The sequence below is a fragment of the Nonomuraea insulae genome, assembly GCF_042656245.1.
In genome coordinates this window covers 1-25,482 of sequence record NZ_JBHSPA010000088.1, presented here as the reverse complement: position 1 = coordinate 25,482, position 25,482 = coordinate 1, and the positions used below count along the sequence as shown (strand labels likewise).

General features: G+C 69.1%; 25 protein-coding genes and 1 pseudogene. 9 read left to right on the top strand and 17 right to left on the bottom strand.

From position 1 onward, the window contains the following. Positions 1-130: 130 nt before the first annotated feature. The 6 genes from tsaE to ACFPZ3_RS54815 all read right to left on the bottom strand — a co-directional run bounded on the left by tsaE (position 131) and on the right by ACFPZ3_RS54815 (position 6,215). Entirely contained in the window at positions 131-589 is a 459-nt protein-coding gene (gene tsaE / locus ACFPZ3_RS54840) for a tRNA (adenosine(37)-N6)-threonylcarbamoyltransferase complex ATPase subunit type 1 TsaE (protein WP_379522414.1), read from the bottom strand. Next, on the bottom strand, positions 589-1,638 hold the full coding sequence (locus ACFPZ3_RS54835) for an alpha/beta fold hydrolase (RefSeq protein ID WP_379522413.1): 1,050 nt from the start codon (positions 1,636-1,638) through the stop codon (positions 589-591). Before ACFPZ3_RS54835 ends, tsaE begins: the two co-directional genes overlap by 1 nt. Positions 1,639-1,683: 45 nt before the next feature. Next, entirely contained in the window at positions 1,684-2,805 is a 1,122-nt protein-coding gene (gene alr / locus ACFPZ3_RS54830; protein ID WP_379522412.1) for an alanine racemase, read from the bottom strand. Positions 2,806-2,873: 68 nt separating this feature from the next. Beyond that, a complete protein-coding gene (locus tag ACFPZ3_RS54825) occupies positions 2,874-4,325 on the bottom strand; it encodes an NAD(P)H-hydrate dehydratase (protein ID WP_379522411.1) in 1,452 nt (483 codons plus the stop codon). A 116-nt stretch (positions 4,326-4,441) separates the two neighbouring features. Beyond that, positions 4,442-4,792 carry a holo-ACP synthase gene (locus ACFPZ3_RS54820; protein WP_379522410.1) on the bottom strand — a complete coding sequence of 117 codons (351 nt, stop codon included), beginning with the start codon at positions 4,790-4,792 and terminating at the stop codon, positions 4,442-4,444. Positions 4,793-4,805: 13 nt separating this feature from the next. Further along, positions 4,806-6,215, bottom strand: coding sequence for a PhoX family protein (locus ACFPZ3_RS54815; RefSeq protein WP_379522409.1), 1,410 nt, complete (start codon positions 6,213-6,215; stop codon positions 4,806-4,808). Positions 6,216-6,410: 195 nt separating this feature from the next. On the opposite strand from ACFPZ3_RS54815, the gene coaA reads away from it, so the two are divergent. The 6 genes and pseudogenes from coaA to ACFPZ3_RS54785 all read left to right on the top strand — a co-directional run bounded on the left by coaA (position 6,411) and on the right by ACFPZ3_RS54785 (position 11,839). Then, positions 6,411-7,313 carry a type I pantothenate kinase gene (gene coaA, locus ACFPZ3_RS54810; RefSeq protein WP_379522546.1) on the top strand — a complete coding sequence of 301 codons (903 nt, stop codon included), beginning with the start codon at positions 6,411-6,413 and terminating at the stop codon, positions 7,311-7,313. Between the two features lie 170 nt (positions 7,314-7,483). After that, positions 7,484-8,440, top strand: a complete 957-nt coding sequence (locus ACFPZ3_RS54805; RefSeq protein ID WP_379522408.1) for a DUF389 domain-containing protein — start codon at positions 7,484-7,486, stop codon at positions 8,438-8,440. Positions 8,441-8,450: 10 nt separating this feature from the next. Next, the gene (locus tag ACFPZ3_RS54800) at positions 8,451-9,359 is read left to right on the top strand and encodes an ABC transporter ATP-binding protein (RefSeq protein ID WP_379522407.1); all 909 of its coding nucleotides are present in this window, start codon (positions 8,451-8,453) and stop codon (positions 9,357-9,359) included. Continuing rightward, entirely contained in the window at positions 9,352-10,212 is an 861-nt protein-coding gene (locus tag ACFPZ3_RS54795; protein WP_379522406.1) for an ABC transporter permease, read from the top strand. Before ACFPZ3_RS54800 ends, ACFPZ3_RS54795 begins: the two co-directional genes overlap by 8 nt. A 59-nt stretch (positions 10,213-10,271) precedes the next feature. Next, a pseudogene (locus tag ACFPZ3_RS54790) lies at positions 10,272-11,123 on the top strand (ABC transporter ATP-binding protein); the annotation flags it as partial. Beyond that, the gene (locus ACFPZ3_RS54785) at positions 11,123-11,839 is read left to right on the top strand and encodes an ABC transporter permease subunit (protein ID WP_379522404.1); all 717 of its coding nucleotides are present in this window, start codon (positions 11,123-11,125) and stop codon (positions 11,837-11,839) included. The pseudogene ACFPZ3_RS54790 and the gene ACFPZ3_RS54785, both read left to right, overlap by 1 nt. 212 nt (positions 11,840-12,051) lie before the next feature. On the opposite strand, the gene glmM is transcribed toward ACFPZ3_RS54785, so the two are convergent. The 3 genes from glmM to rplM are packed head-to-tail and all read right to left on the bottom strand — an operon-like array spanning position 12,052 to position 14,397. After that, positions 12,052-13,398, bottom strand: coding sequence for a phosphoglucosamine mutase (glmM, locus tag ACFPZ3_RS54780; protein WP_379522403.1), 1,347 nt, complete (start codon positions 13,396-13,398; stop codon positions 12,052-12,054). Position 13,399: 1 nt separating this feature from the next. Then, positions 13,400-13,927 (bottom strand): 30S ribosomal protein S9, encoded by a 528-nt coding sequence (gene rpsI / locus ACFPZ3_RS54775; protein WP_379522402.1) that lies wholly within the window; start codon positions 13,925-13,927, stop codon positions 13,400-13,402. A 26-nt stretch (positions 13,928-13,953) separates the two neighbouring features. Then, positions 13,954-14,397 (bottom strand): 50S ribosomal protein L13, encoded by a 444-nt coding sequence (gene rplM, locus ACFPZ3_RS54770; protein WP_225293910.1) that lies wholly within the window; start codon positions 14,395-14,397, stop codon positions 13,954-13,956. Positions 14,398-14,767: 370 nt separating this feature from the next. Here rplM and ACFPZ3_RS54765 point away from each other — a divergent pair, with 370 nt between their 5' ends. The 3 genes from ACFPZ3_RS54765 (at position 14,768) to ACFPZ3_RS54755 (ending at position 20,030) form a co-directional block, all read left to right on the top strand. Next, positions 14,768-15,463, top strand: a complete 696-nt coding sequence (locus ACFPZ3_RS54765; protein ID WP_379522401.1) for a CAP domain-containing protein — start codon at positions 14,768-14,770, stop codon at positions 15,461-15,463. A 216-nt stretch (positions 15,464-15,679) separates the two neighbouring features. After that, complete coding sequence (locus tag ACFPZ3_RS54760; RefSeq protein ID WP_379522400.1) at positions 15,680-17,083, top strand: hypothetical protein; 1,404 nt, start codon at positions 15,680-15,682, stop codon at positions 17,081-17,083. Between the two features lie 100 nt (positions 17,084-17,183). Beyond that, on the top strand, positions 17,184-20,030 hold the full coding sequence (locus ACFPZ3_RS54755) for a hypothetical protein (RefSeq protein WP_379522399.1): 2,847 nt from the start codon (positions 17,184-17,186) through the stop codon (positions 20,028-20,030). A 263-nt stretch (positions 20,031-20,293) separates the two neighbouring features. Here the strand turns inward: ACFPZ3_RS54755 and truA are convergent, their stop codons facing one another. The 8 genes from truA to infA form a co-directional block, all read right to left on the bottom strand. Then, a complete protein-coding gene (gene truA, locus ACFPZ3_RS54750; protein WP_379522398.1) occupies positions 20,294-21,160 on the bottom strand; it encodes a tRNA pseudouridine(38-40) synthase TruA in 867 nt (288 codons plus the stop codon). Positions 21,161-21,241: 81 nt separating this feature from the next. Then, positions 21,242-21,784, bottom strand: coding sequence for a 50S ribosomal protein L17 (gene rplQ / locus ACFPZ3_RS54745; protein ID WP_379522397.1), 543 nt, complete (start codon positions 21,782-21,784; stop codon positions 21,242-21,244). A 126-nt stretch (positions 21,785-21,910) separates the two neighbouring features. Continuing rightward, complete coding sequence (locus ACFPZ3_RS54740; RefSeq protein WP_103960866.1) at positions 21,911-22,927, bottom strand: DNA-directed RNA polymerase subunit alpha; 1,017 nt, start codon at positions 22,925-22,927, stop codon at positions 21,911-21,913. 194 nt (positions 22,928-23,121) lie between these two features. Continuing rightward, on the bottom strand, positions 23,122-23,748 hold the full coding sequence (gene rpsD, locus ACFPZ3_RS54735; RefSeq protein ID WP_379522396.1) for a 30S ribosomal protein S4: 627 nt from the start codon (positions 23,746-23,748) through the stop codon (positions 23,122-23,124). 23 nt (positions 23,749-23,771) lie between these two features. Continuing rightward, positions 23,772-24,176: a 30S ribosomal protein S11 gene (gene rpsK, locus ACFPZ3_RS54730; protein ID WP_020542285.1), complete on the bottom strand. Its 405-nt coding sequence runs from the start codon at positions 24,174-24,176 to the stop codon at positions 23,772-23,774. Positions 24,177-24,221: 45 nt separating this feature from the next. Then, positions 24,222-24,602, bottom strand: a complete 381-nt coding sequence (rpsM, locus tag ACFPZ3_RS54725) for a 30S ribosomal protein S13 (RefSeq protein ID WP_379522395.1) — start codon at positions 24,600-24,602, stop codon at positions 24,222-24,224. Positions 24,603-24,813: 211 nt separating this feature from the next. Next, on the bottom strand, positions 24,814-24,927 hold the full coding sequence (gene rpmJ / locus ACFPZ3_RS54720; protein WP_003956441.1) for a 50S ribosomal protein L36: 114 nt from the start codon (positions 24,925-24,927) through the stop codon (positions 24,814-24,816). A 22-nt stretch (positions 24,928-24,949) separates the two neighbouring features. Then, complete coding sequence (gene infA / locus ACFPZ3_RS54715; RefSeq protein ID WP_012887858.1) at positions 24,950-25,171, bottom strand: translation initiation factor IF-1; 222 nt, start codon at positions 25,169-25,171, stop codon at positions 24,950-24,952. Positions 25,172-25,482 lie beyond the last annotated feature (311 nt).

Sequence of the window (25,482 nt, the reverse complement as noted above, 5' to 3'; positions counted from 1 at the left end):
CATCAAAAGTATGGATGTCGCCCCTCCTGATACCCAGAAAATCTGGGCGAATCCCTGACCAACGATCATGATTTATATCTATGGCCTGGTACGTCAAGGGTGACAGCTATACCGCGATTTGACCTGGCTTTCAGCCTTCTAGCGGATCACACGGCGTGTCGGCCCACCTGGAGCCCACACCTCGCAGGGTCACGATCCGGGCCTCGTCGCCCGCCTCGCGGTCGATGTGGATCTCCAGCCGGTCCTCGGCCAGCCCTTCGACCAGGCCCTCGCCCCACTCGACGACGGTGACCGACTCCTCCAGCGAGGCGTCCAGGTCGAGGTCGTCCACCTCCAGGTCGCCACCCAGGCGGTAGGCGTCCGCGTGGACCAGCGGCGGGCCCTGGCGCAGCGAGGGGTGGACCCTGGCGATGACGAACGTGGGGGAGGTGATCGGGCCGCGGACCTTCAGGCCCTCGGCGATGCCCTGCACGAGCGTGGTCTTGCCCGCGCCGAGCGGGCCGGACAGGACGAGCAGGTCGCCGGGGCGCAGCAGCGCGGCCAGGCGCGCCCCGTAGGCGCGCATGTCCTCGGCCGTGGCGAGCCGCACTACAGCTCCACCCTCTTGAGCAGGTCGCGCAGCGCGTCGTTGACGATGCCCGGACGTTCGAGCTGGATCAGGTGGGAGGTGTCGGGCACCTCGGTGAGCTGGGCCTTGGGCAGCGCGGCGGAGATGGCCTTGCTGTGGTCGGGCGGGGTCAGCCAGTCGCTGTCGCCGACCAGGATCGCGGTGGGCACCGGGTCGAGGACGTGCAGGGCGGAGAGTTTGTCGTGGTTCATCAGCGCCGGGTAGAAGTCGGCGAACACCTCGGTCGGCGTCGCCCTGATCATCGACTCGGCGAAGTCGACCAGGGTGGGGCTGACGTTCTTGGAGTCGCCGAAGCCCATGTAGCGGGTGATCAGGAAGGCGATGTCGCTGCCCGCGTTGCGGGCCTTGTCGGCCAGCGCGCCCCGCTTGCCCAGCATGGAGACCGTGGAGGGGGCCACCTTGTGCACGACCTTGGACAACATCGCGGGCATGCCCAGCGTGAGCTCGGCCAGCTTGCCCGCCGAAGTCGCGATGAGCGCCACGGCGCGGATCTTGTCGCCGAACAGCTCGGGGCGGCGGTCGGCCAGCGCCATGATCGTCATGCCGCCCATGGAGTGGCCGACCAGCACGCACGGGCCGGGCACGAACTGCTCGATCACCTCGGCCAGGTCGTCGCCCAGCCGGTCGATGGTGCTGCCGTCGGCGCCGGCGCGCTGGGAGCGGCCGTGTGAGCGCTGGTCCCACAGCAGGATCCGGTAGTTCTCGCGCAGGTCCTTGCGCTGGTAGTGCCAGGACTCCAGGCTGAGGCAGTAGCCATGGCAGAACACGACGGTCAGCGCGGCGTCTTCGGGGCCGTCGACCTCGATGTGCAGGGCCTTGCCGTCGGAGGTGACGAGCGTGCGCTCCCTGCCCCGCAGCTCGCCGAACGGCTCGCTGGCCTCGGCGTCGGGGCGCAGTCTGATCCGGCCGACCGCGTATCGCTTGGCCAGCGCCGCCGCAGCGACACCGGCGGAAGCCGCACCGACGAGCGCGCCGGCGATCCCTACCCTGCGCCGTGTTGTCGTCGTCATGTCCCCGATCCTTGTCTGCTCATAGCCGCCGCGATGTGCCCTTCGTCACCTCTGGTAGATCCTGGGCACCCGCGCACCGATCCTCGTCACGATCTCATGCGTGATCGTGCCGAGATTATCCGCCCACTCCTGAGCGGTCGGCTCGCCCCCGTCGCCCGGCCCGAACAGCACGACCTCGTCGCCCGCCGACAGCGGGTCGTCGTCCATGTCGATCATGAACTGGTCCATGCACACCCGGCCGGCGATCAGCCTGCGACGGCCACCCGCCAGGACCTCGGCCCGCCCCGTCGCGTGCCGGAGTATCCCGTCCGCGTACCCGAGAGGAACAAGGCCAAGCGTCGTTTCGCGCTCGGTGGTGTAGAGGTGGCCGTAGGACACGCCCGAGCCCGCGGTGACGCGCTTGGCCAGGCCGATCCGCGCCACGAGCGTCATCGCCTGCCTGAGGCCGAAGTCGCCCAGCTCGGGGACGGGGCTCAGGCCGTACATCGCGATGCCGGGCCTGACCAGGTCGTAGCGGGCGTCGGGGAGCGTCACGATGGCGGCCGAGTTGGAGATGTGCCTGATCACGTGGGAGCCGGCCGCGCCGGCCTGCTCGGCCAGCTTCAGCGCCGTTTCGTACGCCTCCAGCTGCCGCCCGATCGAGGGATGCCCCGGGATGTCGGCGCAGGCGAAGTGGGACCAGAGCCCGGCGATCTCGATGACGCCCTCGGCCCGCAGCTCCAGCGCCCTGGCCAGCAGCCCCGGCCAGCCGGCCAGCGGCGAGCCGCCCCTGCTCATGCCGGTGTCGGCCTCCAGGTGCAGCTTCGCGGTGCGGCCCGTGCGCCGGGCGGCCTCGGCGATCTCGTCGAGCAGCCGCACGTCGGCGGCCGACAGCTCGATGTCGGCGCGGAGCGCCTCGTCGATCGGCTCGCCCGGGGTGATCAGCCAGGCCAGGACCGGCGCGGTCACGCCGCCCTCGCGCAGCGCCAGCGCCTCCCTGACGAACGCCGTGCCGAGCCTGCTCGCCCCGCCCTCCAGCACCGCCTCGGACGTCGGCACCAGGCCGTGTCCGTAGGCGTCGGCCTTGACCGCGCCCATCAGCTCCGCGCCGCCGGCCCGCTCCTTGAGCAGCGCCACGTTGTGCCTGATGGCGGCCAGATCCACCCGTGCCTCAGCGGGCGTGGCCATCGAGGAGTACATCCTTCTAGTGTGGCAGCTCGCGAACGTGGCCGAGTGCGATTCTCATCCCGCTCCGGTCACGAGCCCGCGCTGGTCACGGCGCGGATGGCCGCGGGAACGGCCGTCGCCACGTCGGCCGCCGTCAGGGGCGCGCCGTCGGCGGCCAGCCGGCCCGCCAGCCCGTGCAGGTACGCCCCGCACGAGGCGGCGTCGTAGCAGCTCAGGCCCTGGGCGAGCAGTGCGCCCGTCACGCCGGACAACACGTCGCCGGTGCCGCCGGTGGCCAGCCAGGAGGTGCCGGTGACGTTCACGCGTACCGGCCTGGCGTCCTCGGCCACCACCGTGGTCGAGCCCTTGAGCAGCACGGTCACGCCCAGCTCCGCCGCCGCCCTGCGGGCGTGGTCGAGGCGGGCGGCCTCGATGTCGTCGCGGTCGGCGCGGATGAGCCTGGCCAGCTCGCCCGCGTGCGGGGTGATCAGCACCGGGGCGGCGCGGCGCAGCAACGACCGGTCGTTGGCCACCAGCGTCAGGCCGTCGGCGTCGATGAGCACGGGCACGGTGGAGGCGAGCACCCTGGCGGCCAGCTCGTGCGCCCAGTCGTCGGTGCCCATGCCCGGCCCGAGCACCCACGCCTGCACCCGGCCCACGTGGTCGATGGAGGGCTCGTCCAGCAGCGTGACCACGGCCTCCGGCCAGTGCGAGCGCACCTGGGCGACCGGCGCCTGCCTGCCCGCGTACCGGACCATGCCCGCCCCGCCGCGCAGCGCGCCGCCGACGGCCAGCACGGCGGCGCCGGTGAACAGGTCGCTGCCGGCCGCGATGCCCAGCACTCCCCTGCGGTATTTGTCCGACTCCTTGCCCGGCCGCGGCATCAGGAGGTCCACGTCGCCGCCGGTGAGCGCGGCGACGTCGGGATCGGGCAGGTACGCCCCCAGCCCGATGTCCACCAGCTCGACCGCCCCCGCGACGGACGCCCCGGGATCGACCAGCAACCCCGTCTTGTACGCCCCCATCGTCACGGTCACCCGAGCTCGGACGGCCGCCCCCTCGACCCGCCCGCTGCTCGCGTCGACCCCGCTCGGCACGTCCACGGCCACGGTCGTGCCCCTGGCGGCGTTGGCCTCCTCGGCGAGTCGCGCGTACGGCTCCCGCAGCGCCCCCGAGACCCCGATCCCGACGAGCCCGTCGATGATCAGGTCGGCCCCGCCGATCGCGGCCCGGTCGACGACCCGCCCGCCGGCGTCGAGCAACGCCCGCAGCCCCGCCTCATGCGTCTTGGACCCGGCGAGCACCGCGCCCACCCAGGCACCGCGCCTGGCCAGCCGCTCGCCCGCGTAGAGCGCGTCACCGCCGTTGTCGCCGCTGCCGACGAGCAGCACGACACGTCTGCCGTAGACGCGGCCCAGCAGGTCGGCGCAGACGGCGGCGAGCCCGGTGGCGGCCCGCTGCATGAGCGTGCCCTCGGGCAGCGTCGCCATGAGCGCGTGCTCGGCGCCCCTGATCTGGTCGGCGGTATAGGCAGTCTTCATGGCCTCACTCCGTTCGGCGGCTCGGTCGCCATATGCCGCCGCCTTCCCCCGCTCTGGTCGCTTCGCTCCCGCCGCTCCTCCAGGCGACGGCACTCCCTCACACGCATGATCCGAAACTATCCCTCAGCGATCACATAGGCCACGGCCACGCCCGCGTCGTGGCTGAGAGAGATGTGCCAGCGCTTGACCCCGAGCCCGTACGCGACCTCGGCCACCTTGCCCGAGACCCGCAGCTCGGGTTTGCCCAGTTCGTCGCAGCGCACCTCGGCCTCCAGGTGCCCCAGGCCCTTGGGCGCGCCGAGCGCCTTGGCCACGGCCTCCTTGGCGGCGAACCTGGCGGCCAGCGACTGCACCGGCAGCGGCTGCTCGATCTCGGTGAACAGCCGGTCCTTGAGCTGCGGTGTGCGCGCGAGCGCGGCCTCGAAGCGGGCGATGTCCACGACGTCCACGCCGATTCCCAGGATCATCGTCCCAGCGTACTCAGAACAGGCCGCGCTCCCAGGGTCCCCAGATGGCGAGGGACATGCCCTGTTTGGCCTGGATGTTGACATACAGCGTGTGGCCGCCGGGGCCGAACGTGGAGCCCGCGAACTCCGCGCCCGCGTCGCCCGGGATCGGCTCCAGCCGGCAGAAGTCGAAGATCTCCCCCGCCTTGCTGAGCCCGCGCAGGTAGTTGGCTCCGTCGCCGTCCTCGCACAACACCAGCGTGCCGCGCCTGCTGACCGTCACGTTGTCGGGCAGGTCGAGCACGGACGCGCGCGGCGACTCGTAGACGAGCTTGAGCCGCCCGCTCCACGTCTCGTACGCCCACACCTGCCCCCGCCCCTTGCCGAACCCGTCCTCAGGCGCGGGCTCGCCCGGCGCGGTGGCCCCGCCCTGGGTGGAGACGAAGTAGATCGTCCCCTGGTGGTGCACGGCCCCCTCCAGCCTGGCGAAGATGGCCGCGCCCTCCTCCCTGCCCTGCCTGCCCACGGCCTGGACGGCGGTGTCGTTGGACGGCCTGCCCGTGAAGTCGGGATCGGGGTCGTCGATGGTCACCCAGGTGGTCTCGTACGTGGCGCCGGGCCGCTGCCCCAGGGACAGGTCCTTGCGCTTGGCGCCCTTGACGGCGAGCATCTGCAGCTTGCCGCCGTCGAGCAGCTTCCCGGCCAGGACCGGGTGCTTCGGCGGCAGGTAACGGTAGAAACCGGAGGGGAAGCCGAAGTTGTCCTCGGTCAGGTAGATGGCGCCCGATGAGGGGTCGAAGGCCGCCGACTCGTGCGCGAACCGCCCCGCCGCCCGGATCGGCCTGGCGGTGGCGGCGCGGCCGACCGGCACCTCGAAGATGTAGCCGTGTTTGCGGGTGAGCTTGGTGTTGTCGCCGCCGGAGAAGTCGTCGGCCACGTCGGGGCCGTTGACCGTCTCCTCGCAGCTCACCCAGGCCCGCCAGACCATGGGGCCGCCGGAGCAGTTCATCATGGTGCCGTTCAGCGAGGGGGCGCTCTTGATCACCTCGCCGTAGCGGGTGACCTGTAACGTCGAGGTGCCGCCTCCGGCCATCGGGTCGTAGGCCTTGTCCTTGTCTCCGAACGCTCCCACGGCCCCGCTGACCTCGTGGTTGCGGATCAGGATGGCGCTGTCCTTGACCCCGGAGAAGGCCGCCATGCCGTCGTGCCTGCCCGGCACCGTGGAGCCGTCGCTGAACTTGTCGCCGGCCGCGCTGAACGAGCGGTATCTGAACCCGTCGGGCAGGTTCAGCCGCACCTTCCCGTCACGCAGGTCCTTGACGGGGCGCAGCGGCCCGTAGCCGCGTACGGGCTTGGCCCCTCCCTGCGCTCCAGCGCACGCGACCCCGGCGAAGGGCCCGGCGATCCCGACGGCGACGTTGGAGATGAAGCGACGACGATCCACGAATACCTCCTGTCGGGGACAGTAGCCGCCGCCAGTCCTTCGTTTCCCGGATTCGCGAAGACCCATGCTCTTTCCCCAAAGCGACTCCCGGTAATCCCACGTCTTTATCCACAGGCTGTGGATTCACGGGGGACAGCCCCGCCGGAGACCCGGTTTGTCACACATCGCTACGCTGCCAGGGTGAATAACGGCTACGTGGAATTGAGCAGGGAGCAGTGGAGCGAGCTCCGCAAGAACACGCCCTTGACTCTGTCCGCAGACGAGCTGGAAGAGCTACGCGGCCTTGACGACCCCATCGACCTCACCGAAGTCACGGACATCTATCTTCCGCTGACCCGGCTGCTCAACCTGCACTTCACCGGCTCCAAGCAGCGCAGCAGCGTGCTGAGCGCCTTCCTCGATCATCCCGAGGAGCGCGTCCCGTACATTCTGGGCATCGCGGGCAGTGTCGCGGTCGGCAAGTCGACCACGGCGCGCCTGCTGCACACCCTCCTGGCCCGCTGGCCCGAGCACCCGCACGTGGAGCTGATCACCACCGACAGCTTCCTGTACCCCAACACGGTGCTGGAGGCCAAGAAGATCATGCATCGCAAGGGTTTCCCCGAGAGCTATGACCGGCGGGCGCTGGTCAGGTTCGTGGCGGAGGTGAAGGCGGGCGTGGCCGAGGTGAAGGCGCCCGTGTACAGCCACCTGGAGTACGACATCGTCCCCGGCGCCCACCAAACAGTGAGAAATCCCGACATTCTGATCATCGAGGGCCTCAACGTCCTCCAACCGGCCCCGCCCACGTCCCTCGCGGTCAACGACTACTTCGACTTCTCCATCTACGTGGACGCCAAGGTCGAGGACATCCGCTCCTGGTACGTGGACCGCTTCCACAAACTCCGGCGTACGGCCTTCGAGGACCCGAAGTCGTACTTCCGGCACATCGCCGCCATGTCCTACGACGAGGCCACAACCTTCGCGGTCAATGTCTGGCGCGACATCAACGAGCGCAACCTGGTCGAGAACATCGCCCCCACCAGGGGCCGCGCGGATCTCGTCCTCAAGAAGGGCCGCGACCACGCGGTACGGCGGGTACGCCTCCGCCAGACCTGAACGCCTCCTCGACCAGGTAACGCGCCAACCTGCCCGCACACTCCTGGTCGTCAATGGCGGCGAACCAGCACTCCTCACCATGGTCATGGCACCTGAACCGGATCATGTGAAGGAGCCTCGCGTAATCGCGTCAACACCTCGTCAACGTCCGATCGACAACAATGGCTCCCGTGCTACATCTGCGACTGATCATCCCGGCCGCTCGCACCGACGAGGCGACGGCGGTGTTGGAGAGCTGCCCAGGCGTCACCAACATCGTCGTCCTGCCCGGCGCGGCCCGCGAGCCGAAGGGCGACGTGGTGCTCTGCGACGCGGCCAGGGAGTCGGCCAACGAGGTGCTCGGCCGGCTCAAGTGGCTGGAGACAGAGGGCTCCATCGCGGCCGAGCAGGTCGATCTGTCGCTGTCGAAGGCGGCCGAGGACGCCGTCGAGGAGGCGCCCGGCGAGCCCGACGACGCGGTGATCTGGAAGGAGCTGGAGCAGAGGGTCCAGGCCGACTCCCGCGTCACCTGGGCCTATCTCGCCTTCCTGGCCATCGCCACCCAGCTCGCGGGCATAGGCGTGCTGCAGAACTCCCCCATCCTCATCGTCGGCGCGATGGTGCTCGGCCCCGAGTTCGGGGCGGTCGCGGCCATCTGCTTCGGCCTGCTGCGCCGCAAGGGGCCCCTGATCGTGACCGCGCTCAGGACGCTGTTCATCGGGTTCGCGGTGGCGATCGCGATCACGTACGCGTGCGCGCTCGTCTCCTTCTGGCTCGGCTGGATCGACATCGGCAACCTCACGGCGAACAAGGAGGTCCAGTTCATCGTCAAGCCCGACCGCTGGTCGTTCATCGTGGCGCTGCTGGCGGGCGCGGCCGGGGTGCTGTCGGTCACCGCCGGCAAGTCGTCGGCCCTGATCGGCGTCTTCATCTCGGTCACCACCGTGCCCGCCGCCGGCTACGCGGCGGTCGCGCTGGCGCTGAACGACTGGAACGAGGTCGCCGGGTCGATCTCCCAGCTCGCCGTGAACATCCTGGGGATGGTGATCGCGGGCACTCTCACCCTCCTGGTGCAGCGCAGATTCTGGCCTCAAGTAGGACGTCGTTCATCCGAACGACCGAGGCGGTGGCCGTCTCCGCCCGGGTAGTGTCCGGCACATGCACATCCTCGCCACCGAGGGGCTGACCAAACGCTTCCCCACTGTCACCGCGGTCGACCAGCTCACGGTCACCGTCGGACCTGGGGTGACCGGTCTGGTCGGGGCGAACGGGGCCGGCAAGTCGACGTTGATCAAGATCCTGCTCGGTCTGTTGCCGCCGTCCGGCGGCACCGCGCGGGTGCTCGATCTGGACGTCACCGCTCAGGGCTCCGAGATCCGCAGGCTCGTCGGCTACATGCCCGAGCACGAATGCCTGCCCCCCGACGTCTCCGCCACCGAATTAGTCGTCCACCTAGCGCAGATGTCCGGCCTGCCGCGCACCGCCGCCCGCGAGCGCGCCGCCGACGTCCTGCGCCACGTGGGCCTGGCCGAAGAGCGCTACCGCGCCGTCGGCACCTACTCCACCGGCATGAAACAGCGGGTCAAACTGGCCCAGGCGCTCGTCCACGACCCCAAGCTGATCTTCCTGGACGAGCCCACCAACGGCCTCGACCCGCGCGGCCGCGACGAGATGCTGGCATTGATCAGGCGCATCGGCACCGAGTTCGGCATCAGCGTCCTGGTCACCTCCCACCTGCTGGGCGAGCTGGAACGCGTCTGCGACCACGTGATCGTCATCGACGCCGGGCGGCTGTTGCGCTCGTCCGCGATCGGCGACTTCACGCAGGCCACGCAGACCGTGTCGGTCGAGGTCGACGAGGGCCTCGACGAGCTGGCCACCCGGCTGTCCGGTGACGGGCAGACCGTCTCACGGCAGGGGCGGATGCTGGTGGTCAAGGTGCTGGGGCCCGAGACGTACGACGCCATCCGCGATGCCACCGTGGAGCTGGACCTGTGCCTGATCCGCCTCGAACAGGGACGCCATCGCATCGAAGACGTCTTCCGGGATGAGGTCGCAAGTGTCTGAGATTTACGACATCGGCTATCGGCACTACGACGGCCCGCGGCTCGGGCGCGGCTACTCGACCAGGGCGCTGGCCGTCCACAGCCTGCGCGGCGTCTTCGGCCTCGGCCGCCCGGCCCGCAGCAAGATCGTGCCGTTCGCGCTGTTCGGCATCATGATGATGCCCGCCATCGTGAGCATCGCGCTCATGGCCCTGGCCAAGCAGCGCGGCATCCCCTACAGCGGCTTCGCGGTCGTCATGCAGGCCGTGGTGGCGATCTTCCTGGCCGCGCAGGCGCCCACGGCCGTCGCGCCCGACCTGCGCTATCGCGTGCTGCCGCTCTACCTCTCGCGGCCCGTCGCGATCGTCGAGTACGTCGGCGCCAAGGTGGCGGCGATGACCGTGGCGGTGTTCGCGCTGATCGCGGTGCCGCTCACGCTGATGTACGTGGGCGAGCTGGTCGTGGACATGCCAGGTCCGCCGGCCACCGGCGAGTTCTTCGGCTCCCTGCTCATGACGCTGGTGCTGGCGCTGCTGCTGTCGGCGTTCGGGCTGGCGCTGGCCTCGTTCACGCCGCGGCGCGGGCTCGGCGTGGCCTCGGTGATCACGGTCTACCTGCTGTCGTTCGCGTCCGTCCCGCTGATCTTCGGCACGCTCTACTCGTCGGGCAACGAGTCCGTGGCGGTCTGGGCGTGGCTGCTGAGCCCGTTCTGGCTGGTCGACTCCGTACAGGCCTGGCTGTTCAACACCCCGCGGCACTCCATCGAGAACGCGCCCTACCCGGACGGCCTCGCCTCCGCGGTGGTGCTGGTGGTGCTGATCGGCGTGGCCGTGGCCGCCCTGGCGCTGCGCTACAGGAAGGCGGCCGCGCGATGAAGATCGAGCTCTCGCAGGTTTCCCGCTGGTACGGCAACGTGGTCGCGGTCAACGACGTCACCATGACCATCGGCCCCGGCGTCACGGGCCTGCTCGGTCCGAACGGCGCGGGCAAGTCGACGCTCCTGCACATGATGGCGGGCTTCCTGGCCCCATCGGGCGGCTCGGTCACGCTGGACGGCACCCAGGTCTGGAAGAACCACCATATTTACCGAAATATCGGCTTGGTTCCTGAAAAAGAGGGCGTTTACGGCTTCCTGACCGGCTGGCAGTTCGTCCTCTCGGCCGCCCGTCTGCACGGGCTGTCCAACCCGATCGAGGCCGCCCGCAAGGCCCTGGCCACGGTCGAGATGGAGGAGCCGAAGGACCGGCGCGTCGAGACGTACTCGAAGGGCATGCGCCAGCGCGTCAAGGTCGCCGCCGCCCTCGTCCACGACCCGCCCGTGCTCCTGCTCGACGAGCCCTTCAACGGCATGGACCCGCGCCAGCGCCTGCACCTCATGGACCTGATCCGCACCATGGGCACGGGCGGCAAGACGATCCTGTTCAGCTCCCACATCCTGGAGGAGGTCGAGCGGGTCGCCCAGCACATCGAGGTCCTGGTGGCGGGGCGGCACGCGGCGTCGGGCAACTTCCGCGAGATCAGGCGCCTGATGACGGACAGGCCCCACCTGTTCATGATCCGCTCCAGCGACGACAGGAAGCTCGCCGCCGCCCTCGTACGCGACGAGTCCACCGGCGGCATCACGCTGCGCCCCGAGGGCCTGGAGGTCCAGGCCACCGAGTTCCGCCGCTTCGCCCGCCTCCTCCCCCGGGTCGCCCAGGCCGAGGACATACGCCTGCACCAGGTCTCCCCCGCGGACGAGGACCTGGAGAGCGTCTTCTCCTACCTGATCAACAGGAGCACCTGATGAACACCGTTGTAGCGGGCATCACGTACCGCGCCCTCCTGGGCCGCCGGCGGATCATCCTGCTCCTGCTGCTCCCCCTGGCCCTGATCGGCCTGGCCGTACTGCTCCGCGTGTTCGGCGCCGACGACCAGGCCACGACCGTGCGGCTGATGGAGAACTTCGCCATCTCCACCATGCTCCCGCTCCTGGGCCTGATCGCCGGCACCGGCGTCATCGCCCCGGAGATCGACGACGGCACGATCATCCACCTGATGTCCAAGCCGATCTCCCGCCCGGTCATCGCCCAGACGAAGTTCCTGGTGGCGGCCTCGATGCTGGCCGTGTTCGCGGCCGTGCCCACGTACGTGGCGGCCTGGATCCTGGTCGGCAACGAAGACGGCATCGCCCCCGGCTTCGCCGTCGGCTCCCTGGTGGCCGGCATCGCCTACGCCGCCGTCTTCCTCCTCCTGGGAGTCGTCACCCGCCACGCTGTCACGATCGGCATCATCTACGCCCTGGTCTGGGAGAGCCTGGTCGGCAACCTCATCGCGGGCGCCCGCAAGTTCTCGATCCAGTACTGGGGCCAGTCGATCGCCGACCAGATCTCCGACTCGGCCTTCTTCGAGACCGACGTCGCCCTGAGCTTCGCCATCCCGGCCCTTCTCGTGGTCACCCTCGGCGCCGTCTTCTGGGCCGGCCAGCGCCTGCGCGCCTTCTCACTCACGGGCGACGAATAGATCGTCTGCAGGGTCGAGGGCATGCCTGCGCGCCTGGTAGAGCTGCGGCTGACCGAACGCGACGCTGTGCTGCCGATGGGCGACATGACCGTGCTCATCGGCCGCGACAGCAGCGGCGAATCCCACGCGCTGGAGGTCCTGTCACGGCTGGTGAAGGTCCCACTCATGAACATCGGGTACGGCACCGCGGTGCCGTACCCGATGAAAGAAGATCAGACGCAGGCCGTACGCACGACGTCGGCCAGCCGTCCAGCCACTCGCGTGGCGTGCTCTTCCGACGCGGCCTCGACCATGACCCGGATCATGGGCTCGGTCCCGCTCGGCCTGATCAGGACCCGCCCCGTCTCCCCGAGCTCCGCCTCCGCCAGCGCCACGGCGGCGACGAGTTCGGGCACCGAGGCCTTGCCCCTGTCCACGTCCTTGACGTTGATCAGGATCTGCGGCAGCGGCGTCATCACCGAGGCCAGTTCCTTGAGCGGCACGCCCGACTTGGCCACCACGTGCAGCAGGTGCAGCGAGGTGAGCAGGCCGTCGCCCGTGGTGGCGTGGTCGAGCATGATGACATGCCCCGACTGCTCGCCGCCCAGGTTGAAGCCGTCGGACTTCATCCGCTCCAGGACATAGCGGTCACCCACCGCGGTCTCCACCACGGTGATCCCGGCGTCGCGCATCGCGAGCTTGAAGCCCAGGTTGGACATCACGGTCGCGACCACGGTGTCCTTGGCCAGCTGGCCGTCGCCGTGCATGGCGGCGGCCAGGATGGCCATGATGTGGTCACCGTCGATGATCGAGCCCGTGTGGTCGACGGCCAGGCAGCGGTCGGCGTCGCCGTCGTAGGCCACGCCCAGGTCGGCCCCGCGCGAGATGACCACCTGCTGGAGCTTGTCCAGGTGGGTCGAGCCGTGGCCGGCGTTGATGTTGAGGCCGTCCGGCCGGGCGCCGATGGCCTCGACGCGGGCGCCCGCGCGTACGAGCGCCTCGGGAGCCACCATGTGGGCGGCCCCGTGAGCGCAGTCGATCACGATGTTCAGGCCGTCGAGGGCCCCGTTCATCGTGGTCAGCACGTGTGAGATGTAGCGGTCGGCCTCCCCGTACGCATCGCGTACGCGACCCACGCCCGAGCCGACGGGGAAGCTCCACTCCTCGCCCAGCCGGCGCTCGATCTCGTCCTCGACCACGTCGGACAGCTTGAAGCCGCCGCGCGCCAGGAACTTGATGCCGTTGTCGGGCGCCGGGTTGTGCGACGCCGACAACATGACGCCGAGATCGGCGCCGAGCGCGGCGGTGAGGTGGGCGACGGCCGGGGTGGGCAGCACGCCGAGGCGCAGCACATCCACTCCAGACGCCGCGAGGCCGGCGACCACGGCGGCCTCGAGAAATTCTCCCGAGGCACGCGGGTCCCGGCCTACGACCGCCACCGGACGTCGTCCGGTAGCGGCGAACGCGCCCGCATCGCCGAGGACATGAGCAGCGGCCACGGACAGATCCATGGCGAGCTCAGCTGTGAGGTCGCGACCCGCGACCCCACGTACCCCGTCGGTGCCGAAAAGGCGCGCCAACTTAGCGCTTGCTGTACTGCGGAGCCTTGCGGGCCTTCTTGAGGCCGTACTTCTTCCGCTCCGTGGCGCGGGCGTCACGGGTGAGGAAGCCGGCCTTCTTGAGCGGTGCACGGTTGGCTTCCACGTCCAGGACCGACAGGGCACGGGACAGGCCCATGCGCAGCGCGCCGGCCTGGCCGGTCACGCCGCCGCCGTCGATGCGCGCGATGACGTCGAACGCCTCCTCGGCGCCGAGCACCACGAAGGGCTCGTTGACGATCTGCTGGTGGACCTTGTTCGGGAAGTAAGCGTCCAGCGAACGACCGTTGATCGTCCACTTGCCGGTGCCAGGGACGATGCGCACGCGGGCGATCGCCTCCTTGCGGCGGCCGGTGCCGTACGAGTTGCCCGTGGTGACGGGCTTGCGCACGGGAGCGTCAGCGCTCGCGGTGGATTCGGTGGTGTATTCGGACGGGAACTCCTCGCTGCTGGAGAAGTCCTCCACCTCGGCCGTCTCGACGACCGTCTCGACACCAGTGGGCTCAGCCACGGTTCTCCTCTAAATCTTTCGGTCTACTACTGGGCGATCTGGGTGATCTCGAACGGCACCGGCTGCTGGGCCTGGTGCGGGTGCTCAGAACCCGCGTAGACCTTCAGCTTCTTGGCCATCTTCCGGCCGAGGGAGTTCTTCGGCAGCATGCCCTTGACGGCCTTCTCCACTGCCTTGTCGGGCCGCTTGTCCATGAGCTCGCCATAGCTGACGGAACGCAGACCGCCCGGGTAGCCCGAGTGGCGGTACGCCTTCTTCTGCTCACGCTTGTTGCCGGTCAGCGCGATCTTGTCGGCATTGATGATGACAACGAAGTCACCGGTGTCGACGTGGTTGGCGAAGATCGGCTTGTGCTTGCCGCGGAGCAGGATCGCGACGTGGCTGGCCAGCCGGCCCAGCACGACATCGGTCGCGTCGATGACGTACCACTGACGCTGAACGTCGGCGGGCTTCGGTGAGTACGTGCGCACGGTCGTAGCCTTCTTTATGCTCGCGTCTTCGGCGCTGTCGGATGCGACAGCTACATTGGTCGGTCGGTGCGGGCACACGACGGCCCGGACCTTCCGTCTCCGCAAAACGGGAGATGACGCCGGACGCGCCGCGCATTGGTCACGCTGGACCTATGCACACAACGAACCTAAGCTACCCGCCCGAAGGCGCACAGGTCAAAGTGACCGGTAACCCTGTGCGAGTCTACCCGACCGCAGAACGGTTCGATTTCGTTTCCCTGGGACCCCTTCTTTCCCAGGACCAGACATCCCTATCGTTGGCGGCGGTATGCGGCAGAACTCTCACACCCGGCAAACCCAGCGCGGCCTTCGGCGCCGGAGTCACCTGGGTGTGTTGGCCTGCCTCCTGGCGGTCCTGTTCACGGGGGTGCTGATCGGCCGGCTGACCGACGACCAGGAGCCCGCCCCCCACGTCTACCTCAACGAGACCGCCCCGCCCGCGGCCGCCACCGCCAATCCCGCGCCGACGGTCACGAGGAAGGCGCAGCCGCAGGCCGACCGGATCCCCCGGGGGGTCATGACCAAGCAGTTCCCCAGCGGCGCCGCCACCCCCAGGGCGACCAGGTCGTCGAAGGACCAGGTCCCCGGCTTCAACACGCAGGACAAGCACGTGGTGCTCGGCGACCCCGCCGACGGCGTACAGGTGCTGTCCGGCCTGGCGTCCAAGGTCGTCTCCCTGACCAACACCGCCAGGTCCCGCCGTGGTTGCGGACCGCTCAGGGTGGACTCCGGGCTCATGCGCTCCGCTCGTACGCACTCGCTGGAGATGGCTCGTACGGGAGAGCTCGTGCACAACTCCCCCGACGGCGCCTCGCCCTGGGACCGGATGGAGCGCGCCGGCTACCGCTGGGGCGCCGCCGAGAACATCGGCGCCGGGTACATCACCCCGCAAGAGGCGATCGACGGATGGCTCGACAACCCCGACCACCGCAAGAACATCCTGGACTGCGGCCTGAAGGCCATCGGCGTGGGCGTCGCCTCCGGCCCCGGCGGTCCATGGTGGACCCAGGACTTCGGAACCCATTGACATCCTCCCCCTCGTCCTCCGCCTGAAGGCGAAGGTCTCCTCGGAGGTATTCGATGACGCACATCACGGTAATGTCTCCGCATGGTTTCCAACGGCAGTGGGGAACGTGAACACGACACGGGCGACACTCCCTTCGCCCCTTTCGGCCCCGCCCCCACCGGTGCCGCTCCGTACGGAATGGGAGGCGCCCCCCAGGACCCGGCCAATGGTGCGTTCATGAACGGCGGCCCAGGAAGCGGGCCGGTCCCGCCGGGTGGCGCCCCGGGCAACGGCGCGTTCCCGAACGGCGGCCGCCCAGGCGGTGACCCCAGGAACGGCGCGGTCCCGAACGGCGGCCGCCCGGGCGGTGACCCCAGGAATGGCGGGTTCATGGGCGGCGGGCCGCCCGCCAACAACGGCCCCGCAGGCGGCGGTCCATCGGGCGGCGGTCCCTCAGGCGGCGGTCCCTCAGGCGGCGGCCCGTCGGGAGGCAGCCCGTCGGGCGGTTTCTTCAACGACGGCGGTCCGGCAGGAAACCCGGACGGCGCGCCACGTCGCGGCAGGCGAGCACGCCCCGACGGCCCGACCGGCGGCCCGCCCCCAGGTGGCGGCCCAGGTCCGGGTGGCGGTCCGGGTGGCGGCGGGCCCACGGGTGACCCGTTCGGAGGCGGCGGCTCGTTCGGAAGCGGCGGCTCGTTCGGAGGCGGCTCGTCCGAGCGCGGCGGCGCCCACGCGGCCGGCCCTCCCGGCTCCGGACCTGGCGGCCTGGGCGCTCCGTCGGACGACCCTCCGCCCTCCTCCCGCCGTTCCCGCAAGGAGAACAAGGAGAAGGCCCGCAAGGACAAGGACAAGGACGGCGGCGCCGCCGGCGACGACACCCCGAGGGCCCCGCAGAGCAAGGTCGGCTGGAGCCCGTACGACGAGGGCCAGCGCTCGCGCGCCCCGCTGTGGTTCGCCCTCGGCGGCGTCCTGGTGCTCGGCCTGCTGGGCGGCGGACTCGCCCTCATGTGGAACGCCGACGGCCCCGTGACCGCCGAGACCGCCTCCCCCCGCCAGACCTCGGCGCCCCTGCCGTCGGCCCCACCCGGCAAGTACGGCTTCGCCACCGACCGCGGCACCGACCCCGATCCGATCTCGGTCAAGGAGGTCTTCGGCAAGAAGAAGAAGGTCACGGTCTCGGGCCGCTCCTACGAGATGACGATCACCAGCAAGGACAAGAAGTGCACGGACGGCGCCCTGGGCGACACGCTCCAGAAGGCACTCAAGTCCGGCAAGTGCACCCAGTTCGTACGAGCGAGCTTCCGCGACAAGGCCGGCAAGGTGATCGGCACGGTCGGCGTGGCCAACCTCAGCACGAGCAAGCAGGCGGCCAAGGTGGCCAAGTCCGGCGACACGAAGAACTACGTCAAGCCGCTGGCGGGTAAGGACACTGTCACCAAGTTCCTCGGCTCGGGCAGTGGCGGCGCGAAGATCTCGACGTGGGGCCACTACGCGATCCTGGTCTGGTTCCAGAACAAGGACGGCACGAAGCCCGACTCGAAGGGGTCGAAGGTGATCAGCCAGGCCATCAACGACATCACCAAGGGCACCGTGTTCCTGGCCATGGACAACCGCACGCTCACCGGAAGCCGCCTGAGCTGACCGATCATTGAGGGGCAAATGTGCCGGAAGGGGATGCCGGATGCCTCTGGGAACGCCCATACCGACATAACGATCTCGCGTCTCTCGCTAGGCTCCAGCTATGCGTGGCCAGGAACCCGGGTCTGAGCACGATCGCAGGGAAGCCGACCGCTCGGCCGCTCCCGCGACGCCACCGCCGAGCTTCGGCCAGACCGACAGGCGAGACGTACCAGCGGCGTCCACTCCAACCGACGAGGCGGGCGATGCCGAGCCGCACCCCGCCATTCCCACCTTCCAGGGCTCACCGTCCGATCCAGACGGCGCCCCGCCATGGGAGGTGCCCGGCGACGACGCCGCCCCGTACGACTGGTTCTCCGACCCCACCCACCCAGACTTCGCCCCACCCGAACCCCCACCAGACCACCATCCCCTGACCCCGCCACCCTTCGGCCACCCCCAGGCCACCACCCCCCACCCACCGTTCGGCACCCCAGAGCCCGACCACCCGCCCTTCAGCGCACCAGAGCCCGCCCGCCCGCCCTTCGGCACGCCAGAGGCCACCGGTGCGCCGTTCACCCCGCCCGAAGACACCGCGCCTCCCGGCACCCCACGGCCCGGCCACCCACCCTTCGGCAAGCCCGGCTCTGACCACCAGCGGTTCGTGCCACCGCAGCCCGACCACCAGCAGCGCACCAGGGCACAGGCGGACCACAAGCCGTTCATCCCGCCTCAGGCAGGTCAGCCCTTCGGCGCCCCCGAGACTGACCACCCGTGGTCCGGCGCCCGCACCCATGCGGAAACCGAGGAGCCCTCCGGCACGCCCGCGACCGACCGCCCGTTCGGAAGGCCCGAGACCGACCGGCCCTGGCCCGCTCCACCCCAACCAACCCAGGCAGAGTCCGACCACCCCTGGCCCGCCCCTCCCCAACCAACCCAGGCAGAGTCCGACCACCCCTGGCCCGCTCCACCCCAACCAACCCAGGCGGAGACTGACCAGACCCGGCCCGGGCGGCTCCGTGATGTGCGCTCGTGGAACGAGCCGAACGAGGAGCCCACCCAACAGCAGGTCGGCCAGCAGCCCGGACACCAGTTCAGCGACCAGTCCGGCCACCAGTCCGGCAGCTGGCCCGTGGAGCCGGTCGTACCCGGAGCACCGCCCTGGGAGCCACCACCGGCGTTCACCGCCGCTGCGGCGGGCATGCCGGTATGGCCCGCGCCCATCACGGACCCGCACGCCATGCCACCCTGGCCGGCCGCGACGGGAGAGCTGGTGGCCGAGCCGGACGCCGACGAGCCAAGCCTGCCCCCGCCCTTCGACCCGAACGCCACCAACCCGGAGGGCTTCACCCGCCCGGCCCACTACTTCGACCCGGACGCCGCGAAGCGGGACGCCGCCGAACACCCCGACACCCCTCACCAGGGTGCCGAAGACACGGCGCCAGGCCACCCGAGCGGGACACAACCCCACGCCACCAAGCCCTCACAGCCGACGCCCGGCCCATCAGACCGCCCCGACCAGGGACACGAGCACGGGCATCCCATCCGGGGGCATGAACAGGGGCATCCCATCCAGGGACACGAGCTGGGTCATCCCTCGCAGGGGCATCCCACGCCAGGGCATGAGCAGGGTCGCCCCACGCAGGGACACGAGCAGGGTCACCCCACGCATGGGCATGAGCAGGGTCATCCCGCGCAGGGGCATGATCGGGATCACTTCGCGCGGGGACACGACCGGTCGGAAAGCACCCAGTCCACCGACCCCGATCTCACCGCGGCACTATCGAGCGCGACCGACCACGACCCCACTCACGTACCAGCAGAAACCAGCGCAGAAGGCCCCTCCGACCAGAAGGGCCCGAACACTCCCGAGCCGGCCAAGCCCAGGCCGACGGGCAGCGCGCACCCCGCAGTCACCAAGGGCACCCGCAAGCCCCCACTCCTACCCGCCCCCGTGGCAGGGAACACAACCCGCCCAGCCCACTACTTCGACCCGAACGCGACCACCCGCGACACCGCCCCACAACCGTCCATCCGCCCACCGGAGCCAGGCGACGTACCCGTCTGGCCCCCCATCCCCCCGACCGGTGACAAACTGCCCGAGCTCCCGTTCTCCAGAGACACTTGGGGTCAGAAGCCCTCGACCTCCTTCGACCTCCCCACACCGCCAACGGGTGGCCCGGCGTTCCCGCCTGGAGCGTTCAAACAGCCCCCGTTCCAGACCCAGCCCCCACCTCCACCACCGGCCAAGAGCAAGCGGGCCCTGCTGGTGACGCTGGGCGCGCTGGCTCTGGCGGGAGTGGCGACGGGCGGCTTCTTCGCCTACCAGGCCGTGAGCGCCCCGCAACCCACGACAGCCGCCGCCCGGGCCACCGCGTCCGCGCCGCCACCGACCATCACGGAGGAGTCCGCCGCCCCACCCGCCGACGTACCGGGAGCGTCTGTGCTCAACTCCGAGCAGACCGACCCGCAGAAGTTGTCCCTCTCGGAGGCGTTCCCGAAGAAGAAGGTGAGCGCGGCGGGCACGACGTTCACCAGGGTCAAGGCCGACATGGAGACGACCTGCGACAAGGCCGCCACCGGCGCCTTCGCCGACGCGCTGAAGGAGCAGAAGTGCAGCCGGGTGCTCAGGGCCACGTACGTCGACAGCAAGCGCCGCTACGCCGTCACCACCGGCATCGCCGTACTTCCTGACAAGGACGCCGCCGCCACCGCCGACCAGGCGAAGGACCTCTCCCGCAACATCTGGTTCCGCTCCCTCCCCGGCGCGGCAGGCTCGGGCGGCGAACGGGTGCACATGGCCGGCGGGTACGCGGCGGGCCTGCTCTGGGGCCGCTACATCGTCTTCAGCTACGCCACCCACGCTGACGGCCACACCCCGGCGTCCAAGGAGAAGACCCTCCCCAAGGTGAGCGGCGCATTCCGCGACCAGACCTCCCTGGTCCTGGAACGACGCATCACCACCGACTGACCCACCCACGCCCAGGCTGGAGCCTCGAAGCTCCAGCCTGGCAACACGCTCCGGACCTCCGTGATCCAACCTCTCGGAGTCCCGGACCCTGAACCCGGACCCTGAACCCGGATCACGAAGCCCGGATCACGAAGGCCAGATCACGGAGGCCAGATCACGGAGGCCGAGGCCGGATCACGGATCACACGTAGCCGGAGGCCGGATCACGGAGCTCCGGGCGGGACCTCGAACCTCCTGCAAAGCCTCGAATCTCCGGCGGCTAATTAGGACTCGGGCTCGGCCTCAGTCACCGTCCTGACCCGCCGCGTAGCCGCCGCCCGCGCGGCGAGCTCCCCCTCCCCCGGATACCCCACCTCTTCAAGACACAGCCCATGCGCCGGCGCCACATGCACCCCGGAATCCCGCGACCCCCGCACCAGCACCTCCCCAGGCCACTCAACCCCCCGCCGCCCATCACCGGCAGCCAGCAGCGCCCCCACCAACGCCCGCACCATCGAGTGACAGAACGCATCGGCCACGACGACGGCCTCCAGCACCCCGGACGCCTCCCGCCCCCACTCCAGCCGCTGCAACTCCCTGATGGTCGTGGCCCCTTCACGCTTCTTGCAGAACGCCGCGAAGTCGTGCTCCCCGAGCAACAGAGCGGCGGCCGCGTTCATCGCGGCGAGGGACAGCGGCCGGTTGTGCCAGACCACCTCACGCCGCCGCAACGGGTCCACGCCGCCGGGCCTGTCGCTCACCCGGTACGCGTACCGCCGGAACATCGCCGAGAACCGTGCGTCAAAGCCCTCAGGAGCCACCGAGACCCGATAAATCCGTACATCTGGCTCCAGGACCCCACCGAGCCGCCTCACGAGCGCAGAGAGCCGCTCATCCACGCCCAGCGGCCCCCGGTTCCCGTCGAGCTCGCCCAGCGACCCGTCAGGCACGTCAACGTGAGCGACCTGCCCCCGCGCGTGCACCCCCGCGTCGGTACGCCCGGCCACGGTCAGCTCAGCCGGCCCACCGAGGCGCAGGATCCGCCCGACCGCCTGCTCGATCTCCCCCTGAACCGTACGCAGCCCCGGCTGCCTGGCCCATCCCGAGAAATCGGTCCCGTCGTACGCGAGGTCGAGGCGGAGCCGTACCACGATGAGATCCTCCCTAGATAAGAAAACGGGCCCGAACCCCCGCAAGGGGATTCGGGCCCGTCGAAAATCCGGCCTGGAAGATCAGGCCTCGTCCTTCTTCGCCTCGCCCTCGGCGGCCGGAGCCTCAGTGGCGGCCTCAGCAGCCGGAGCCTCCTCAGCGGCGGCCTCGGGAGCCGTGCTCTCCTCAGCCTCCGCGGCGGCCGGAGCCTCAGCCGGAGCGGCAGCGGCGGCCGGAGCCTCGGTGCGGCGGGTGGTGACGGCGTTCAGCGGCTCGGCCACCAGCTCGATGACCGCCATCGGGGCGTTGTCGCCCTTACGCGCCCCGACCTTGGTGATCCGGGTGTAGCCACCGGGCCGCTCGGCGAACGTCGTCGCGATCTCGGTGAAGAGGTGATGCACGACGCCCTTGTCCCGGACGACGGTCATGACCTGACGACGGTTGTGGATGTCGCCCTTCTTCGCCTTGGTGATCAGGCGCTCCGCGACCGGACGCAGGCGCTTGGCCTTCGTGACCGTCGTACGGATCTTGCCGTAGCGGAACAGATCGGTGGCCAGGTTGGCCAGGATCAGCCGCTCGTGCGCCGGGCTGCCGCCAAGACGTGCGCCCTTGCTGGGCTGGGGCATGGTCTTTCTCCTCCTGGATGAACCCGCCCCGGCCGTACCAGGTACCGGAGTCGGGCCGGACCGCGGTCACTTCGCGCGGTCCGTTTTCGAACCCCGCGTCCTAGGACGGACGCGGGGAAGCGGGGATCAGTACTGCTCGGTCTCGACGTACGCGCTGTCGTCGTCGTCGTAGCCGCCACCGGCCACCGCGCTCGGGTCGAACCCGGGCGGGGAGTCCTTGAGCGCCAGCGACATCTCGTGCAGCTTCTGCTTGACCTCTTCGATCGACTTGGCGCCGAAATTCCTTATATCGAGCAGGTCCTGCTCGCTGCGGGCGACGAGCTCACCCACGGTGTGGATGCCCTCGCGCTTGAGGCAGTTGTAGGAGCGAACGGTCAGGTTCAGCTCCTCGATCGGCAGCGCCAGGTCGGCGGCCAGAGCGGCGTCGGTCGGCGACGGGCCGATGTCGATGCCCTCGGCCTCGACGTTGAGCTCGCGGGCCAGGCCGAAGAGCTCGACGAGGGTCTTACCTGCGGAGGCCACCGCGTCGCGGGGCTTCATCGCGGGCTTGGTCTCGACGTCGAGGATGAGGCGGTCGAAGTCGGTACGCTGCTCGACTCGGGTCGCCTCGACCTTGTAGGTGACCTTGAGCACCGGGGAGTAGATCGAGTCGATCGGAATCCGGCCGATCTCCTGGCCCGGCTGCTTGTTCTGCGCCGCGGAGACGTAGCCGCGACCGCGCTCGACGGTCAGCTCCATCTCCAGCTTCGCCTTGCCGTTCAGCGTGGCGATGCGGAGCTCGGGGTTGTGCACCTCGACACCGGCCGGAGGCGCGATGTCGGCGGCGGTGACCTCACCGGGGCCCTGCTTGCGCAGGTACATCACGACCGGCTCGTCATGCTCGGAGGACACGACGAGTTCCTTGAGGTTGAGGATGATGTCGGTGACATCTTCCTTGACCCCGGGAACGGTCGAGAACTCGTGCAGGACGCCCTCGATGCGAATGCTCGTCACGGCCGCGCCCGGAATGGACGACAGCAGCGTGCGGCGCAGCGAGTTGCCGATGGTGTAGCCGAAGCCCGGCTCCAGCGGCTCGATGACGAATCGGGACCGGGTGTCGTCGATCGACTCTTCGAGAAGAGTCGGACGCTGAGCGATCAGCATGTACGGGATCTCCCCTTTTCGTGTGGCGACCGCTATATGACGCCACTCCGATAAAAGCATAGTTGAGGCACAGTGGATCGCGTTCAGCGATCCGCTGCAGGTAGCGGATCACGCACCTACAGTGGATCGCGTTCAGCGATCCACTGCAGGTAGCGAATCATGCACCTACGGAAAATCCGTACCTCAACCACAACTCACTTCGAGTAGAACTCGACGATGAGCTGCTCCTGCACCTGGGTGTCGATCTGCTGGCGAACCGGCAGCTGGTGAACCAGGACGCGGAGCTTGTCCGGCACGACGCCGAGCCACGCGGGAACCGTGCGCTCACCGGCGGTGGCGCGGGCAACCTCGTACGGCAGCAGGTTGCGCTTGGTCTCGCGGACCTCGATGATGTCGTGCTCGCGAACGCGGTACGACGGGATGTCGACCTTCTTGCCGTTCACCAGGAGGTGCCCGTGACGGACCTGCTGGCGGGCGGCGTCGCGCGACTGGGCGAAACCGGCACGGTAGACGACGTTGTCGAGACGGCTCTCCAGGATCTGGAGCAGCACCTCACCCGACTTGCCGGTCTTGCCCGCGGCCTCGGCGTAGTAGTTGTGGAACTGCTTCTCGAGAACGCCGTAGATGCGGCGGGTCTTCTGCTTCTCGCGAAGCTGAGTCTGGTACTCGGTGTCCTTCGGACGACCGCGGCCGTGCTCACCCGGCGGGTAAGGACGGATCTCGATGGGGCACTTCGCGGACTCACACTTGCTGCCCTTGAGGAAGAGCTTGGTCTTCTCGCGACGGCAGAGCTTGCAGTCCGCGCCCGTGTAACGAGCCATTTCTCTCTATCTCCTGGGCTAAGTCAGACCCGGCGGCGCTTCGGCGGCCGGCAACCGTTGTGCGGAACTGGGGTGACGTCCTGGATCGAGCCCACTTCGAGGCCGGTGGCCTGCAGCGAGCGGATCGCGGTCTCACGGCCGGAGCCGGGACCCTTGACGAAGACGTCGACCTTACGCATGCCGTGCTCCATGGCGCGGCGGGCGGCGTTCTCGGCTGCCATCTGAGCGGCGAACGGGGTGGACTTACGGGAGCCCTTGAAACCCACGTGGCCGGCGCTGGCCCAGGAGATCACGTTCCCGTTCGGGTCGGTGATCGAAACGATCGTGTTGTTGAACGTGCTCTTGATGTGGGCGTGCCCATGAGCGACGTTCTTCTTTTCCTTGCGGCGCACCTTCTTCGGTGCACCCTGACGGCTCTTAGGAGGCATCCTTTGCCTTCACTCCTGAGGTCTTCGGTCCTGCGGCTGCGCGGACTACTTCTTACCGGGCTTCTTCTTGCCGGCGACGGTCTTCTTCTTGCCCTTGCGGGTGCGCGCGTTGGTCTGTGTGCGCTGACCGTGAACGGGCAGGCCCTTGCGGTGCCTGATGCCCTGGTAACAACCGATTTCGATCTTGCGACGAATGTCGGCCTGGACCTCGCGGCGCAGGTCACCCTCGATCTTGTAGTTCGCCTCGATGTAGTCACGCATCGGGACGAGCTCAGTGTCGGAGAGCTGGTGCACACGGAGGTCGCCGCTGACACCGGTGGCCTGGAGGATCTCCTGGGCGCGGGTGCGGCCGATTCCGAAAATGTAGGTGAGAGCGATCTCCAGCCGCTTCTCGCGGGGGAGGTCGACGCCAACCAGGCGGGCCATGGTCGGGCATTCTCCTTCTTTGTGGCGGAGGTCTTGCGCCTCACAACCCCTCCCCAATGCCCGGGGTGAGGGCCCCGGCCTCCGACCGGGGGTCTCCTGAACGGTTCGACCGAAGTCGCCTGCTCAGGCGTGACACGCGATTACTGACTCAGGCTCCTCATGCGTCGAGTCCGCTCCCTGATGGGGCGGACTCGGAGAAGCCTTACGGCGACTAACCCTGGCGCTGCTTGTGGCGCAGGTTGTCGCAGATCACCATGACGCGACCGTGCCGGCGGATCACCTTGCACTTGTCGCAGATCTTCTTGACGCTCGGCTTTACCTTCATTGTCCTTTGTTCCTCAGACGTCTTACTTGTATCGGTAGACGATCCGCCCACGACTGAGGTCGTAGGGGCTCAGTTCAACGACAACCCGGTCGTCAGGAAGGATCCGAATGTAGTGCATCCGCATCCGTCCGCTGATGTGGGCCAGGACCTTATGGCCGTTGTCGAGCTGCACCCGGAACATGGCGTTCGGGAGCGACTCGACCACAGTGCCCTCGATCTCGATGGCGCCGTCTTTCTTGGCCAAAATTCCTCGCGTTTCACTGATCGGTCGTCTGAGGCTCCGGTTCACTACGCAGCCGCGACCTTCACGCTTCGAAGAGAGCGACGATCAGCAAAGATCGCCGACGCGTGATAAGTCATAGTGAGCCGACTAAGGAGTGTACGACACCTGGGCTCAAAACGCGAAACGCGTGCCAGGCGTCCTGACACAACCATCAACGAGTTTACCCCACGTTCCGCGTACCCAGTGCACACAGCGGAAGGCCCGCCGGAGGTTGGTGAAGTCAAGAGGTCGTCGCAACACTGATTGATCAACTGGCTGTCGCCAGGAGCTTG